The 15,464-nt window shown below is 62.4% G+C and carries 17 protein-coding genes; 12 read left to right on the forward strand and 5 right to left on the reverse strand.

Annotated elements, in window-relative coordinates; translation table 11 throughout:
• Positions 1-78: 78 nt before the first annotated feature.
• The 4 genes from tldD to HJO_RS00840 form a co-directional block, all read right to left on the reverse strand.
• Positions 79-1,482: a metalloprotease TldD gene (gene tldD / locus HJO_RS00825; RefSeq protein WP_035612550.1), complete on the reverse strand. Its 1,404-nt coding sequence runs from the start codon at positions 1,480-1,482 to the stop codon at positions 79-81.
• Positions 1,483-1,529: 47 nt separating this feature from the next.
• Positions 1,530-2,756, reverse strand: coding sequence for an AI-2E family transporter (locus tag HJO_RS00830; RefSeq protein WP_051617922.1), 1,227 nt, complete (start codon positions 2,754-2,756; stop codon positions 1,530-1,532).
• Positions 2,753-2,917, reverse strand: a complete 165-nt coding sequence (locus tag HJO_RS18040) for a DUF1328 domain-containing protein (RefSeq protein ID WP_035612552.1) — start codon at positions 2,915-2,917, stop codon at positions 2,753-2,755. The genes HJO_RS00830 and HJO_RS18040 overlap by 4 nt, the downstream gene beginning before the upstream one ends.
• Positions 2,918-3,019: 102 nt before the next feature.
• Positions 3,020-3,574, reverse strand: coding sequence for a tetratricopeptide repeat protein (locus HJO_RS00840; RefSeq protein WP_035612554.1), 555 nt, complete (start codon positions 3,572-3,574; stop codon positions 3,020-3,022).
• Positions 3,575-3,726: 152 nt separating this feature from the next.
• Between HJO_RS00840 and coxB the strand changes: the two genes are divergently transcribed.
• The 10 genes from coxB to HJO_RS00890 all read left to right on the forward strand — a co-directional run bounded on the left by coxB (position 3,727) and on the right by HJO_RS00890 (position 13,117).
• The gene (coxB, locus tag HJO_RS00845; protein WP_035612556.1) at positions 3,727-4,728 is read left to right on the forward strand and encodes a cytochrome c oxidase subunit II; all 1,002 of its coding nucleotides are present in this window, start codon (positions 3,727-3,729) and stop codon (positions 4,726-4,728) included.
• 23 nt (positions 4,729-4,751) lie between these two features.
• Entirely contained in the window at positions 4,752-6,434 is a 1,683-nt protein-coding gene (gene ctaD, locus HJO_RS00850) for a cytochrome c oxidase subunit I (protein ID WP_156945369.1), read from the forward strand.
• Positions 6,435-6,550: 116 nt separating this feature from the next.
• The gene (gene cyoE, locus HJO_RS00855) at positions 6,551-7,504 is read left to right on the forward strand and encodes a heme o synthase (protein ID WP_035612560.1); all 954 of its coding nucleotides are present in this window, start codon (positions 6,551-6,553) and stop codon (positions 7,502-7,504) included.
• Positions 7,504-7,809 carry a hypothetical protein gene (locus tag HJO_RS00860; RefSeq protein ID WP_035612562.1) on the forward strand — a complete coding sequence of 102 codons (306 nt, stop codon included), beginning with the start codon at positions 7,504-7,506 and terminating at the stop codon, positions 7,807-7,809. The genes cyoE and HJO_RS00860 overlap by 1 nt, the downstream gene beginning before the upstream one ends.
• Positions 7,806-8,384 carry a cytochrome c oxidase assembly protein gene (locus HJO_RS00865; protein WP_035612565.1) on the forward strand — a complete coding sequence of 193 codons (579 nt, stop codon included), beginning with the start codon at positions 7,806-7,808 and terminating at the stop codon, positions 8,382-8,384. Before HJO_RS00860 ends, HJO_RS00865 begins: the two co-directional genes overlap by 4 nt.
• 77 nt (positions 8,385-8,461) lie before the next feature.
• Positions 8,462-9,340 (forward strand): cytochrome c oxidase subunit 3, encoded by an 879-nt coding sequence (locus tag HJO_RS00870; RefSeq protein ID WP_035612567.1) that lies wholly within the window; start codon positions 8,462-8,464, stop codon positions 9,338-9,340.
• Between the two features lie 94 nt (positions 9,341-9,434).
• Positions 9,435-10,127 (forward strand): SURF1 family cytochrome oxidase biogenesis protein, encoded by a 693-nt coding sequence (locus HJO_RS00875; RefSeq protein ID WP_035612569.1) that lies wholly within the window; start codon positions 9,435-9,437, stop codon positions 10,125-10,127.
• Positions 10,124-11,509 carry a threonine synthase gene (gene thrC / locus HJO_RS00880; RefSeq protein WP_035612575.1) on the forward strand — a complete coding sequence of 462 codons (1,386 nt, stop codon included), beginning with the start codon at positions 10,124-10,126 and terminating at the stop codon, positions 11,507-11,509. The genes HJO_RS00875 and thrC overlap by 4 nt, the downstream gene beginning before the upstream one ends.
• An 11-nt stretch (positions 11,510-11,520) precedes the next feature.
• Complete coding sequence (locus HJO_RS00885) at positions 11,521-12,078, forward strand: GNAT family N-acetyltransferase (protein ID WP_162173738.1); 558 nt, start codon at positions 11,521-11,523, stop codon at positions 12,076-12,078.
• A gap of 10 nt (positions 12,079-12,088) precedes the next feature.
• Complete coding sequence (locus HJO_RS00890; RefSeq protein WP_162173739.1) at positions 12,089-13,117, forward strand: EAL domain-containing protein; 1,029 nt, start codon at positions 12,089-12,091, stop codon at positions 13,115-13,117.
• Here HJO_RS00890 and HJO_RS00895 read toward each other — a convergent pair whose 3' ends face one another.
• Complete coding sequence (locus tag HJO_RS00895) at positions 13,118-13,699, reverse strand: YqgE/AlgH family protein (RefSeq protein ID WP_035612579.1); 582 nt, start codon at positions 13,697-13,699, stop codon at positions 13,118-13,120.
• Positions 13,700-13,802: 103 nt separating this feature from the next.
• Between HJO_RS00895 and HJO_RS00900 the strand changes: the two genes are divergently transcribed.
• Together HJO_RS00900 and HJO_RS00905 are read left to right on the forward strand one after the other, a co-directional pair.
• Positions 13,803-14,285 carry a peroxiredoxin gene (locus HJO_RS00900; protein WP_035612580.1) on the forward strand — a complete coding sequence of 161 codons (483 nt, stop codon included), beginning with the start codon at positions 13,803-13,805 and terminating at the stop codon, positions 14,283-14,285.
• A gap of 143 nt (positions 14,286-14,428) precedes the next feature.
• A complete protein-coding gene (locus HJO_RS00905) occupies positions 14,429-15,397 on the forward strand; it encodes an SPFH domain-containing protein (RefSeq protein ID WP_035612581.1) in 969 nt (322 codons plus the stop codon).
• Positions 15,398-15,464: the final 67 nt, after the last annotated feature.

Genomic DNA, 15,464 nt, shown 5'->3' on the forward strand with positions numbered 1-15,464 from the left:
GACCGGGGCTGATTGTGGCAGCAAAGTGGCAAAACCCTCGCGGTGCCGCAAGGGTCATGGTTAATCATGACGGTAATTTTATCCAGCGCCGCCAACGGTTAAGGCACCAACCTTGAGAGTTGGCTGTCCGACGCCCACCGGCACGGACTGGCCGGCCTTGCCGCACACGCCGACGCCGTCATCCATCGCGAAATCATTGCCGATCATCGAGACCTGCTGCAGCACGGTCGGCCCGTGGCCGATCAGGGTGGCGTTCTTGACGGGCGCAACAACCTTGCCGTCCTCGACGAGATAGGCCTCGGTGCACTGGAACACGAAATTGCCGGACGTGATGTCGACCTGTCCGCCACCGAAATCCACGGCCCAGAGGCCGCGCTTGATCGAGGCGACGATTTCGGCAGGGTCCTTGTCGCCGCCGAGCATCACTGTGTTGGTCATCCGCGGCATCGTCTGGGATTCGTAGCTTTCGCGCCGGCCATTGCCCGTCGCGGCGACGCCCATCAGGCGGGCATTCAGGCGGTCCTGCATGTAGCCTTTGAGGATACCATCCTCGATCAGCACCGTACGCTGGGTCGGCGTGCCTTCATCATCGAACGAGAGCGAGCCGCGACGGGCCTCGATGCTGCCATCGTCGATAACGGTGACGCCCTTGGCGGCGACCTGCTCGCCGATCCGGCCGGCATAGACACTCGTGCCCTTGCGGTTGAAGTCACCCTCAAGACCGTGGCCAACCGCTTCGTGCAGCAGCACGGCGGGCCAGCCGGGGCCAAGCACGACCTCCATGACGCCTGCCGGGGTCGGAATGGATTGCAGGTTGACCGACGCCTTGCCAAGCGCGCGGCGGACGAGGTCCTGCCAGCGGCCCGGCTGGATCCATTCGTCATAGGCGGCCCGCCCGCCTGCACCGGCGCTGGCGGATTCGCGGCGGCCGTTTTCCTCGAGGGTCACGGAGACATTGAGGCGCACCAGGGGACGCACTTCGGAGAACACCGCGCCATCCGGGCGGATGATGTCGACTTCGCGGTGGCTGCCGGCGAGGGAGACGGAGACCTGCACGACACGCGGATCGAGCGCCCGGGTCCAGGCGTCGATCTCGGCCAGGAGGCCGGTCTTCACGGTGAAATCGGGTGCCGAGGTGGGGTCGATGGGGGCATAGAGGCGGCGGTTCGTCGGCTGCGGGCCATCGGCGAGCCGGCCGGAATAGCCGCGCTTGGCCTGGGAGGCGGTGCGTGCGGCACGCTTGATGGCGTCGAGCGAAAGTTCCGAGCCATAGCCGCTGCCCTGCGCTTCGCCCGCCACGACACGCAGGCCGAAGCCCTGGTCGGTATCGAATGCGGCGGACTTCAGCCGCCCGTCATCGAATACGAAGCTTTCCGAGCGGGAGCGCTCGATGAAAAGGTCGCCATCGTCACCTCCGGCGACAGCATCGGAGAGAATGTCGGCCGCGCGGGTGACGTCGAAAGGCAATTGGGTCTGGGTCATGCTTCCTAGATGCGGGTGAACGCCCGCTGCAGCAAGGGCAAAGCCGGTCAGGCGGTGACATTCGCCTCTGGTGCTGGCGATGAGCCGGGCAGGGATGCGGGGTCTGCCGCCGCTTTGGACGCCGCACGCTTGCTGAGCGGTGCATCGCGCCTGAAGATGTATTTCAGGATCCGCCGGTCCGAGCGTGACAGCTCGTCCCGGTCAGCGAGGAATTTGCCGAAACCGTGCATGCCCGGAACATGGTCGGACACGACTTTCATCGTCAGCAACATCGGAGTCGACAACAGCATGCCCATGAACGACCACAGCCACGCCCATAGCGCGAAGGACACGAACACGACCACCGCGTTCAGTTTCAGACGCCGCCCCACCATGATCGGCGTCACGAACTGGCCTTCGAACGAGGTGAGCGCCCAGTAGGCAAGTGCCGGCACGATCGCTGCGGTCGCCGAGTCAAACGTCACCAGCGCGACCAGGAACGATATCCCTGCGCCGGCCATCGCGCCGATATAGGGGATGTAGTTCAGCAGGAAGCCGGCAATCCCGAACAGCACCGGGTCAGGCATTCCCAACCCCCACATGGCGAGCCCGATCGCCAGGCCAAGGCCCATGTTGATCAGCGTGATCGTCAGCAGGTAAGTTGATAACTGGTTCTCGATCGCCCGCGCGACGGCCAGCGCCCGCCGTTTGTCCTTCAGGGTGGGCATCATCTGCACCAGTTTTTCGTAGAACAGATCACCCGATGCGATCAGGAAGAAGGCCAGCGTCAGGCAGATCACGATCTGGCCGAACATGACGGGCAGCGTATCCGCAAAGTCGGCCATGAAGCCGGGCTCGCGCAAGGTGACCGTATCCGAGGCAGGTTCGGGGACAGCGATATGTTCAATCTGCTCGGTTGCGTCCATCACCGGCTGCACCGTGCCTGTCAGTTCCTTCAGCTTGTCGCCGACGTCCTCGATCATGTGTGGCGCATCGAGCAAACGGTCCTGCGCTGCGCCGGAGACGAAATAGCCGAGCGTGCCAAGCAGGGCGAGCAGGCTGAACAGGATCAGCGCCGCCGAGACGCCCGAAGGCACGCCGATGCGGGCAAGGGCGCGCCGGACCGGGCTGAAGATCAGCGCGATCAGCATGGCCGACACGATGGGAACAATCAGGCCCTGAGCAATCGTCAGGATGCTCAGGGCCATGATCCAGAAGATGCCGATTATGGCCCAGCCGCTGGCCGCGCCACGCGGCGGGGCGTCAGCGGGAGATTCGGACGTGCCGGATGTCATCCCCGGCGCAGCCCGCCGAAGACCAGGGACACGACGAACAGGATGACGAAGATCAGGGCCAGAAGTTTGGCGATGCCGGCCGCGGTGCCCGCAATTCCGCCGAAGCCCAGAACGGCCGCCACAAGGGCGACGACGAGAAATATGATTGCCCAACGCAACATGGTGATTTCCTTTCTGATGATAGAAAGGGAAACGGCGAAACCTGAAGATGGTTCCCTCCGGGGGCGCCCGGCAGGTTTGTCTGATGCGTGCCGGCGATCAGGTCAGTTGGCGACGACCGTGAACCGGGACATCTGGATCTTGGCGAGTTCGAAGTCGGGATTGAGATCGTCGGCTTGCTTGAAGTCGAAATATGCGCCTTGCAGGTCGCCGGTGTTTTCGCGGGCGATCGCGCGATTGTAATAGGCGGCGTACAGGTCGGTCGATTCCAGTTCGATCGCCTTGTTCAGGGATACCAGCGCCGAGTTGTAATCCTGCCGCAGGATATGGGCAGCGCCTTCGTTCAGGTAGGTCGCACCGACGTCGGGCTGCATCCGCTTGGAAATGTCATAGTCTGACAGCGCGGCCTCAAGCCGGCCGTCACGCATGCGCAGCACGCCGCGATTGGTGTAGGTGGCGGCCTTGTTGCTCACGTTCATGATCTCGGATTCGATGGCCTTGGTGCAGATTTTCTCGCCGGCTGAGGCCGATACCCGCTGGTATTTTGCCGCTTCGTAGCATTCCTTGGCGATGCCACCGCCAATAACAGTAACCTGTGCAGCAGCGAACGGGACTGACAGCGTGAGCACAAATGCGGCGAGGGCAGATAGTCTCAACATTTTCGTCTCCCTTATGTTCTTTTGGCAATATTAACACGGTTGCCCCTGAGCGGCGAGCGCCTGCGACAATATTGAGCGTCAAAACTGCTGGGTTGCGGGCGCAGTCTGATGTAGGTACAGCGGTGCCATTCCAACGAGACGAGGATTCCTTCGTGCGACACTTTTTTGCCGCCTTGTGCGCTTCATTACTGACTGCGCCGGCGTTTGCTTCCATCCCTCACGACGGTGCGCTCGGGTTCCAGCCCGCTGCGACCCGCATTGCAGAACGCATCCTCTTCTTCCACGACGATTACGTCCTCTGGATCATAACCGCGATCACGCTCCTTGTGACGGTGCTGCTGATCTGGGTGATGGTGCGCTACAATCGCAAAGCCAATCCGGTGTCCAAGAAATTCAGCCACAATTCGCTGATCGAGGTGATCTGGACGGTGGTTCCGGCGCTCATTCTCGTCGCCATTGCCGGCCTGTCCTTCCCGAACCTCTACTATCAGGATGTCGTGCCGAACCTGGAAACGATCCAGGCCGAATCAGCCGAATTGCTGGCCGACGGCAAATCGGCGGAATACGAGCGCTACACCCGCAACAATTTCCCCGATGCGGCCGAAAAGGGCTTCATCAACGTCAAGGCCCAGGGCAACCAGTGGAACTGGACCTATTCGTATCCGGACCTGGTGGACGCTGACGGCTACGCGCTGGAATTCGTGTCCAACGCTGTCCACAAGGGCAAGCCGGACGACGAGAAGAATTATGAGTCGTCGACGGGGCGGACAGATTACGCCACCAAGCCGCGCAATCTGGGCGTCGATTATCCAATGGTCATCCCGGCAGGCCGTTACATTCGCTACTACACTGCTGCGGCGGATGTGATCCACTCGTGGACGGTGCCGGCATTCGGCGTCAAGACAGACGCCGTCCCCGGCCGCCTCAACGAAGGCTGGTTCCTGGTTGACGAGCCGGGCGTGTATTACGGCCAGTGTTCGGAACTGTGCGGAATCGACCATGCGTACATGCCGATCGAAGTTCGCGTCGTGCCGCAGGACCAGTTCGACCGCTGGGCCGAGCAGATGCTGGCTGGCGACTATGAAGGCGCCTATTCATCGGTGATGATGATCGCCGCCCGCGAGCCGAGCACGCAGCTCGCAGCCAAACAATAGCCTGAGAGAGAAGTAGGTCCGCCATGCCAATGGATGAAATTGCCCTCGACCATCACCACGATGCCCATTCCCACACGCCGGGCTTCTTCAAGCGTTGGTTCCTGTCGACCAACCACAAGGACATCGGCACGCTCTACCTGCTCTTCGCACTTTGCGCGGGTATCGTGGGCTACACGCTGTCGGGCCTGATCCGCTGGGAACTGGCCGAGCCGGGCATCGGCCCGATGCTCTGGATCGTCCAGCACTTCCAGGGCGTGCAGGGCGACGAGGCGATCACCCACGCCAAGCAATTCTACAATACCGTGATCACCTATCACGGCCTGATCATGATCTTCTTCGTGGTCATGCCTGCCCTGATCGGCGGGTTCGGGAACTGGATGGTGCCGCTGATGATCGGCGCGCCGGACATGGCGTTCCCGCGCATGAACAACATCTCGTTCTGGCTGACTGTTGCGGGCTTCGTGCTGCTCTGTATCTCGATGGTCGTCCCCGGCAACTCGGCTGGCAATGGCTTCGGCGGCGGCTGGGTGATGTACCCGCCCCTGTCCTCCACGACCGGACACCCCGGGCCTGCCATGGATCTCGTGATCCTGGCGCTGCACACGGCCGGTATCGCGTCGATCCTTGGCGCCATCAACTTCATCGTGACGATCCTGAACATGCGTGCCCCCGGCATGACCATGCACAAGATGCCCCTCTTCGCCTGGGGCATGTTGGTGACGGCTGTCATGCTGCTGCTGTCCCTGCCGGTGCTCGCCGGCGCGCTCACCATGCTGCTGACGGACCGCAATTTCGGCTCGCAATTCTTCAATCCGGGTGGTGGCGGCGACCCCGTCATGTTCCAGCACCTGTTCTGGTTCTTCGGTCACCCTGAAGTCTACATCATGATCCTGCCGGCTTTCGGCATCGTCAGCCATATCGTGTCGACCTTCTCGAAAAAGCCGATCTTCGGTTATCTCGGCATGGCCTATGCCATGGTGTCGATCGGTGTGATTGGCTTCATCGTCTGGGCGCACCACATGTTCACCGTGGGCATGCCTGTCGACCTGAAAGCCTATTTCATCGCAGCCACGATGGTCATCGCGGTGCCGACCGGCATCAAGATCTTCTCGTGGATCGCCACGATGTGGGGCGGTTCGATCGAATTCAAGGTGCCGATGCTCTGGGCGATCGGGTTCATCTTCCTGTTCACCGTTGGTGGCGTGACGGGCGTCGTGCTCGCCAATGCCGGTATCGACCACGCCCTTCACGACACCTATTACGTCGTGGCGCACTTCCACTATGTGCTGTCGCTGGGCGCCGTGTTCGGCCTGTTCGCAGGCTGGTACTACTGGTTCGAGAAGATGTTCGGCATCAAGTATAACGGCGTTATCGGTGGCCTGCACTTCTGGCTGATGTTCATCGGTTCGAACGTCCTGTTCTTCCCGCAGCACTTCCTGGGCCTGCAAGGCATGCCGCGCCGCTATATCGACTATGCCGACGGGTTCCACTTCTGGCACTACTGGTCGTCGATCGGTTACGCGATCACGCTTGTCGGTACGCTGGTCTTCTTTGTCGGCATGATCGAAGCGCTGATCCGTCGTCGCAAGGGCGAAGCCAACCCTTGGGGCGAAGGCGCCACGACGCTGGAATGGACGCTGCCGTCCCCGCCGCCGTTCCACCAGTACAACGAGCTGCCGCACGTCACGACCAAAGGCGGCCACTAGACGCTTCCGTGTGCGGGCCCCTTATCCGGACCGGAACACGGATACGAAAACCGGGCGGCCCTGCGCTGAAAAGGCGTATGGGCCGTTTCGCTTGAATGCCCCATAAGGTTCTGACAATGACCGACGCCCCTGCGACCCCGATCAAGCGCTACGCCACGGCGAGCGACTATGTGAGCCTGATGAAACCACGCATCATGATGCTCGTGGTGTTCACGGCCGCCGCCGGGCTTGTCGCTGCCGCCGGCGTTACCGGCACCCCGATCCACCCGCTGATGGCAGCGATCGCGCTGCTTGCTGTCGCGCTCGGATCCGGTGCAGCTGGTGCGATCAACATGTGGTTCGATTCCGATATCGACGCGATCATGACCCGTACGTCCACGCGGCCGATCCCGTCCGGCGCCGTGCCGCGGGAAGAGGCCCTGACCATGGGCCTGATCATGTCCGGCGTCGCCGTGATGCTGATGTGGCTGGCATCGAACTGGCTTGCGGCGGCACTGCTCGCCTTCTCGATCTTCTATTACGGCGTCATCTACACGATGTGGCTGAAGCGCTCGACGCCCCAGAACATCGTCATTGGCGGTGGGGCAGGGGCCTTCCCGCCAGTCATCGGCTGGGCCGCTGTCACCGGCAATACGCCGCTCGACGCATGGATCCTGTTTGCCGTCATCTTCTTCTGGACACCGCCGCATTTCTGGGCGCTCAGCCTGCTGGCGCATGGCGAATACGAGAAAGCCGGCGTGCCCATGCTGCCGGTCACTCACGGTGCCAAGGCGACGCGCCTGCAGATGCTGCTGTATACGATTGTCCTCGTTCCGCTGGCGCTTACGCCCTTGCTGACCGGCCTGGGGGGATGGATATATGGCGTCACGGCTGGCCTGCTTGGCGCCGTGTTCTTTGGTTACGCTGTGCGCGTGTTCATGTCCCGTGCCGGGGATGCGGACTGTACGGCGGCCGAGAAGAAGCTCGCCCGGTCGATGTTCCTGTTTTCGATTCTTTACCTGTTCCTCGTGTTTGCCGCGTTGATCGTCGAGCATGCGGCAGGCCTCTATTTCCCCGTGAAGGGTTTCTGATGACTGAAAAGCCTGATCCCTATCCTGGCGAATTCACCACCGCTCCCCAGATGGACCCGGAGGCGATCCGCGCACGCAAGAAGCGCAATGTCTGGCTCGGCCTCGCTTTGTTCGGTTTTGTGGTGCTCGTGGGCATCACGACCGTGATCCGCCTGGCCGGCGCAGATCTCAGCAATGGTGCCGGCTTCTATTACAACGCATCCGATTCGCAGGGTAAGAAAGCGGAACAGCCCGCGCTTCCCCCTGGCATGACCGAAGATCAGGCGACGCCGCCGGCCCCTAGCCCCGAGGAGTCACCGGAATGAAACTCTCGAATCGCGCCATCGCCGCGGGTGCTGCGACAGCTTTCCTTGGAATGCTGGGCCTCGCGTTCATGTCGGAGCCGCTCTACAAGAGCTTTTGCGCCGTGACGGGGTTTGGCGGCACCACGCGGATTGCCACGCGCGCACCCTCGGAAATCCTCGACCAGGAAATCACGGTCCGGTTCGATGCGAACGTCGCGGACACGGCCCTTGTCTTCCGGCCGCTCCAGCAGACCCAGGCAGTCAAGGTTGGCCAGCATGGCCTGGCATTCTTCGAGGTCGAGAACCCGACCAAGAAGCCGATTCGTGTCATCGCGAGCTACAATGTGACGCCGCACTTTGCCGGTCGGTATTTCTACAAGCTGGAATGCTTCTGTTTCGAGGAGCGCGTCATCGCACCCGGCGAATCGAAGAAACTGCCCGTCGTCTACTTCATTTCTCCGGAAATTATTGATGATCGTGTCGCTTCCCAGCTCGAGACAATCACCCTCAGCTACACGTTCTTCGACAGTACCGAGTACAAAGGGCCACTCAGCGCGTCTGCCACGGGTGCGGCGAATTCGGCCTCCCCGGGTTGAACCTGTTGCGTTCCGGGCGGGGAGCGGTCTAAACAGCACAAAAGCTATACGTGAAAATATCAAGGGGTTTCCCAGCCATGTCCGACGGCGAAGTCAAACACGATTACCACCTCGTCAATGCGTCTCCGTGGCCGCTTCTCGGCTCGATTTCGGTGGTCACCCTGGCCATCGGCGCGGTGACCTTCATGAAGGGCCTGTTCGGCATGGAAAAAGGAACCTGGTGGCTGATGGCCATCGGTTTCGCCATGGTCATATGGGTCATGATCGGTTGGTGGCGCGAAGTCGCCAAAGAGGGTGCAGAAGGCGACCATACGCCGGTTGTTGCCATCGGCCTGCGCTACGGGATGATCCTGTTCATCGTTTCCGAAGTCATGTTCTTCGTTGCATGGTTCTGGGGGTTCTTCGAGTTCGCGATTTTCGCAGACGCTCGCGTTGGCGAGACATGGGACGCAACCAACCCGCTCTATGCCGACGCGCTGGCCCGCTTCAAGAGCTGGCCGCCTGCCGGTGTTGAAACATTCGATCCCTTCCACCTGCCGCTGATCAACACGCTGGTCCTGCTGCTTTCGGGCACCACGGTCACCTGGGCGCACCATGCGCTGCAGCACAATGACCGCTCCGGCGCGAAACTGGGCCTGTTGCTGACCGTCGTGCTTGGCATGGCGTTCACGGCGCTCCAGGTGATCGAATACAGCCATGCCGGCTTCACCTATGACGGTACGCTTTATGGCTCGGCCTTCTTCATGGCGACCGGGTTCCACGGCGCGCACGTTGTGATCGGCACGATCTTCCTTGCCGTCTGCCTGATGCGCCTGATGATGGGTGGCATGACGCCGACCAAGCATATCGGCTTCGAGTTTGCCGCCTGGTACTGGCACTTCGTTGACGTCGTGTGGCTGTTCCTGTTCGCGTTCGTCTATGTCACGCCGCATCTGATCTTCGGTAACGGCGCCTAGGCGGCGTGGGTAGTACGCCCCTGTCCTGATCCCGAGGCCCGCCGGAGCGACACAAGCCCGGCGGGCCTTTTTCATAGAAGGCCTTCCCGGCGCCATGAAATTCCATCCGCTTCCCGTGCTCAGCCTGTTCACCCTGATCAGCCTGGTCGTGCTGGTTTGCCTCGGCAACTGGCAATATGGCCGTTTCCTCGAGAAGCTGGCCATGGACGAGGCCGAACCCGCCTGGGCGGTCATGGATGGCACGGTCGTTCCGGGCAGCGAATCCATGGTCTATTCCTATGTTGATGGCAGCGCTGCGTGGCGGCGGGTCGTCGCCGTCGACACGGGAACGGAAGTGCTGTTCACGCCGATCGAGGTGATTTACCAGGTCGAGCCGCCGACACCCTGCATGGGCCCCCAATGCGACTCAGGCGAACGATTGGCCGCACGCGGCCTGTACCAGACGCCGAAGGGCCGCAACGCCTTCAGCGGCACGGATTCGCCCGAGACCGGCATATTCTACACGCTGGATCCTGCCGTCCTGGCCAAGCAGCTGCCGGAGGATGTCGCGGCGCGCGTCGAAGGCCATGTGTTCGAGCCTGATACGATCCGTCTGTCGGAAAACGGCCGGTCGGCCGTCGCCACCAATCCCTTCGCGCGTGTCCGCATGGATGACAGCCTGCCACCCCAGCGCCATATCGGGTATGCGATCACGTGGTGGGGACTGGCCATCGCCCTGCTCGCCGTGTATTTCGCCTTCCATCACCAGAAGGGCCGGTTGCGGTTCCGCAAGGGGAGCGATGCGTGAAATATGTCTCGACACGCGGACAGGCGGCGCCGGTTGATTTTGTCGGTGCCTGCCTCGCCGGGCTGGCCCCTGATGGCGGCCTCTACGTCCCCGAATCCTACCCTCGCATAGATCCGGCGCGCGCCGACGAGCCTTACGCCCACGTCGCGGCGCGCATCCTTTCGGCCTTCGCTGGCGACGCCATCCCGGAAGCCGACATGCTGGCCATGTGCGAACGCGCCTATGCGAGCTTTTCCCACCACTCGGTGGCACCGTTGACGCAGGCCGGTCCCGGACTCTGGCTGATGGAACTCCACCACGGCCCGACGCTGGCATTCAAGGACGTGGCGATGCAGATCATCGCCCAATTGTATGACTACATGCTCGGCAAGACGGGCCGGCGCCTGTCGATTGTCTGCGCCACGTCCGGTGACACTGGTGGTGCGGCGGCGGCGGCGTTTGCCGGGGCGAAGCATGCCGATCTCTTCATCCTGCACCCGCACGCACGCATCTCGCCCGTCCAGCGCCTGTTCATGACCACGACGGGGGCCTCCAATGTCACCAACCTCGCCCTCGACGGCGACTTTGATGACTGCCAGGCGATCGTGAAGTCGCTGTTCGCTGACAAGGCCTTTGCCGACAAGGTGGGCCTTTCGGGCGTGAACTCGATCAACTGGGCCCGCATCGCGGCGCAGACCGTCTACTACGCCACGGCCCAGGCTGCGCTTGGCGGCAAGCTGCGCTTCGTCGTGCCGAGCGGGAACATGGGTGATGCGCTCGCAGGCTATGTCGCTGCCCGTTGCGGGCTGCTGGCCGGCGGCCTGGAGATTGCCTGCGCGGTCAACGAAAATGACGCGCTCGCCCGGCTGTTCAACACCGGCATCATGTCCCGCGCGGCCGCCGTCGCGACGCCGAGCCCGGCAATGGACATCTCCGTGCCAAGCAATTTCGAACGGCTGCTGTTCGAAGCCACCGGCCGTGATGGCGACGCCGTGCGCGGTGTGTACGACCAGTACCGGCAGGCCGGAGAGGCCGGGTTGCCGGATACCGCCAGGGGCCGCCTCGACTGTGTCGGCATATCGGCCAGCACCGTCAGCAATGGCGAGACGCTCGCCGAGATGGCCCGGTTCGAATCCGAGACAGGCTGGCTGATCTGCCCGCACACAGCCGTTGGAACCTATCAGGCGCGTCAGACACCGCGGAGCGATGTGAACACCGTGGTGCTGGCCACCGCGGCAGCTGCCAAGTTTCCTGAGACGGTGAAGCAGGCAACCGGCCTCGACGCGCCCCTGCCACACCGCTGCGGCGCCCTCCTGGCCCGTGGCGAAGTGTTCGAGCGGTTGCCCGCCGAACCTTCAGCGGTGCGTGCCGCAATCGAATCGAAGCGCCGCGCGGTCTCCTGATGGTGATCGCGATGCGGGATACGCTGATCACCAGTGAACGCCTGGTACTGATGGCGCCCCGGCGGGCGGACTTCGAGGACTGGTCCAGCATCCGCACAGCAAGCCGCAGCCACCTCGAACCCTGGGAACCGCGGTGGCCGACCGACGCAAACTCGAAAGCGGACTGGACCCGCCGTCTCAGGGCCTGGACCGTCGCGTGGAAAGAGGGCCGCGCCTACGTGTTCCTGATCCGGCGCGTGTCGGACAATGCGCTCGTCGGCGGGGCCTCACTGACCCATGTCCGGGCCTGGCCGGCGTCGAGTGCCAGTCTCGGTTACTGGCTGGGCGCCGATTTCGAAGGCCAGGGCTACATGCGCGAAGCCGTTTCAACGCTGTGCGGCTGGGCCTTTGGCCGTCTTGGCCTGTGGCGCATCGAGGCGGGCACCCTGGCGGAGAACGACCGGTCACGCCAGGTGCTCGAATCGGTTGGGTTCACGGAAGAAGGCTACGCCCGGGCCTATCTGGAGATTGCAGGCGAAAGGCGAGATCATGTTCTTTTCGGCCTCGTCAGACCGCAAAATCACGGGTAGATTCAATCCGATGGCCAAATCAATTCCTACCCAGCCTCAGGGCAGTTGGCATTGGCACGTGCCCTCGCAGCGCCTGCTGATTGACGCCCCCAAAAGCACGGCCCTGTCAGACCTGTCCGGCGACTGGTCGATCGAGTCGCTGGAGCAGATACTGGAAGGCCTGAGCCGCGGCCGGCTTGGCAAGGCGTTCGGCGACACTGACGGGCCGGTGCGCTGTGCCCTGCGCCTGTCGAGCGGACGCGACGTCCACCTGGTGGGGGCGTTTGTCGATGAAACCGACGCGCGCGGCATGTTGCTGGTGGGCGACGACTTTCCGGAGATCGATCCCTCTGACCTGAAGCCGGGGCCTGACCTGTCGCCAGTCTACCAGCCGATCATCTCACTGCGTGACGGCCGGATCGCCGGCTTCGAGGCGCTTGCCCGCTGGGATGGAGCCGAAGGCACATCTCCGCCGAGCCGGTATGAAGACGAATCGCTGGCGTCCAACATGCTAATCCGTTCTGCCGAAACTCTCGCCATGCTGCGGGAGGAATCGGGCCGCGAGGACGTGTTCATGCACGTCAATCTCACAGCCCGGGATCTTGCTCGCGGAACAATTCCGGCGCTGGTCGAGGCGCTGATGAACGGTTACAAGCTGCCGCCGCGCTCGCTCAAGGTCGAACTCACAGAACAGGCGGCCCTGCGCAATGCGGGGCTGGCGCTGGCAGCTGCGATGGCCCTCAAGGCAGTCGGCGCCGGTCTGGTGCTCGATGATTTCGGCACGGGCCATTCGTCGTTCCAGTGGCTGGCAGACCTGCCTGCCGACAGCCTGAAGATCGATCACGGGCTGACGCGCCGCCTCGGCCAGGCCCGCACTGACACCATTCTCGGCACGATCACTCTGCTGGCGAACCGGCTCGGCATGACGTCCACGGCCGAAGGCGTCGAGAACAAGGACGATGCGGCCCGGCTGCGGGCGCTCGGGTTCGACCATGCTCAGGGCTTTGCCTTTGCCAGACCGATGAATGCGAAAGCGGCGGCGCGTTTCCTGATCGGCTGATCAGGCGCTGCCCCCATCGATCTGCAGGCGCCCGGAATCGACGCCCAGCAGGCCGAGCGCATGCCGCCACTTCTGGCTGTGGGAATCCCCGAAGACAAGGTCATCGTCCGGATCGCTGACCAGCCAGGCATTCGCGGCAAGTTCAAGTTCCAGCTGTCCGGCGCCCCACCCGGAATAGCCGAGGGCGAGGACCGACCGCCGCGGCGCGGCGACAGAGCCGATCATCTGCAACATGTCGCGCGTGGCGGTCATGCAGAATTCGCCATCGATCTCGAGTGTCGTCCCGTCGGCGATAACGTCGTCTGTATGTAGCACGAAGCCGCGATCCGAACTGACCGGACCGCCATCAAGGACGTAGGTGTCGGGCACCTCGATTTCCATTGGCACATCAAGCTGTTCGAGCAACTGGGGCAGGCGAAGCCCCTCCATGGGCTTGTTCAGGACAATACCCATCGCGAATTCAGGGGAATGGGCGCAGAGCAGGATCACGGATCGGGAGAAGCGGGCGTCGCCAATCCCCGGAAGGGCGATCAGCAACTTGCCGGTCAGGTCCGTATCCATTGCCTTGCTTGCTCCAATCATGACGAAAGCTGCGGCAAGGTTGGCGATTTGGCAAGGGCTTGTTGCTTGCCCGGCGCCGGTGTGACGCCTATGTCCTGTGTCAAACCTGCAAGGAGACTAACAGATGAGCATCAAAGTCGGCGACAAGCTTCCTGAAGCCACATTCATGGAAATGACAAATGACGGGCCGCAGCCACGCACCACAGCGGACGTCTTCAACGGCAAGACGATCGCGCTGTTCGCCGTGCCTGGCGCCTATACGCCGACCTGTTCAGCCCGCCACCTGCCGGGCTTCATCGACAAGGCGGGTGACATGAAGGCCAAGGGCGTCGACGAGATTGTCTGCACCTCGGTCAATGACGTGTTCGTCATGGGCGCCTGGGGCAGTTCCGCTGGCGCGAACGAAACCGTGCGCATGCTGGCTGACGGCAACGGTGCGTTTGCTTCCGCGCTGGGCCTTGAGATGGATGCATCCGGTTTCGGCATGGGCAAGCGCTCGCAGCGCTATTCGATGCTGGTCAAGGACGGTGTCGTTGCAGAGCTGAATGTCGAGCAGGGCCCGGAATTCAAGGTTTCCAGCGCCGATTACCTGCTTGGGCAACTTTAAGGCTGCCTGCGTAGTATCTGTTAAACAAATCAAGCCATTGTCGGCGCGTTCGGGGGGACCGGGCGCGCCGATTTCGGTCGATTATTATTGATTATCGGTAAATCCTTCCCCACATCAATGTGAATTGAAGAGGAGAGGGATAAATGGATTTTCTTTTGACGGTGCCGGTACTGATTGCAGTCGTCGGCCTCATTCTGATCGTGTCGACGGTCAAGCAAGTGCCGCAGGGCTATAATTGGACGGTCGAAAATTTCGGGCGCTATACGAAAACCCTGACACCCGGTCTGCATATCATCATGCCAATCGTCCAGAAGGTCGGGCGCAAGATGAACATGATGGAGACCGTGCTGGACGTGCCGCAGCAGGAAGTCATCACCAAGGACAACGCTATGGTGTCGTGCGATGCCATCGTGTTCATCCAGGTCATAGACGCGGTCTCGGCGGCTTATGAAGTCAACAATCTTCACAACGCGATCCAGAATCTCTCGCTGACCAACATCCGTACCGTGGTGGGGTCGATGGACCTCGACGAAGTCTTGTCGAACCGGGACGATATCAATGCGCGGCTGTTGCACGTGATCGACGCCGCCACCAATCCCTGGGGCGTGAAAGTCACGCGGATAGAGATCGCGGATCTCAGCCCGCCGGCTGACATTACCGAAGCCATGAACCGCCAGATGAAGGCCGAACGCCTGAAGCGGGCGGAAATCCTGACAGCCGAGGGCGACAAGCAGTCGGCCATCCTCAAGGCAGAAGGTCAGAAGCAGGCGAAAATCCTGGAAGCCGAAGGCCGCCGCGAAGCTGCTTTCCGCGACGCTGAAGCGCGCGAGCGAGAAGCCGAAGCCGAAGCCAAAGCGACGGCCATGGTCAGCGAAGCCATCGCCAAAGGCGACGTCAACGCGATCAATTACTTCCTCGGGCAGGCCTATGTCGCCGCGTTCGAGAAGCTGGCGACCAGTCCGCAGCAGCGGACGGTCATCATCCCGGCTGAATTTTCGAGTATCCTGGGCGCCATTGAGGGCATCAAGGGCCTGACCGGTGCCGCCAAGGAAGCGCAGCTTAGCGCACGCGCGCAGGGTGGCGCAGTGCCGCCGACGCGGACCGAATACTGATCGTACGCCGATGCCCGGCGTCGCGCCGGGCATCGGCCTCCATCTCAACCCCAACCGGGAGACCTGG

Origin of the sequence: Hyphomonas johnsonii MHS-2, assembly GCF_000685275.1 — a bacterium.
Classification (GTDB): Bacteria; Pseudomonadota; Alphaproteobacteria; order Caulobacterales; family Hyphomonadaceae; genus Hyphomonas; species Hyphomonas johnsonii.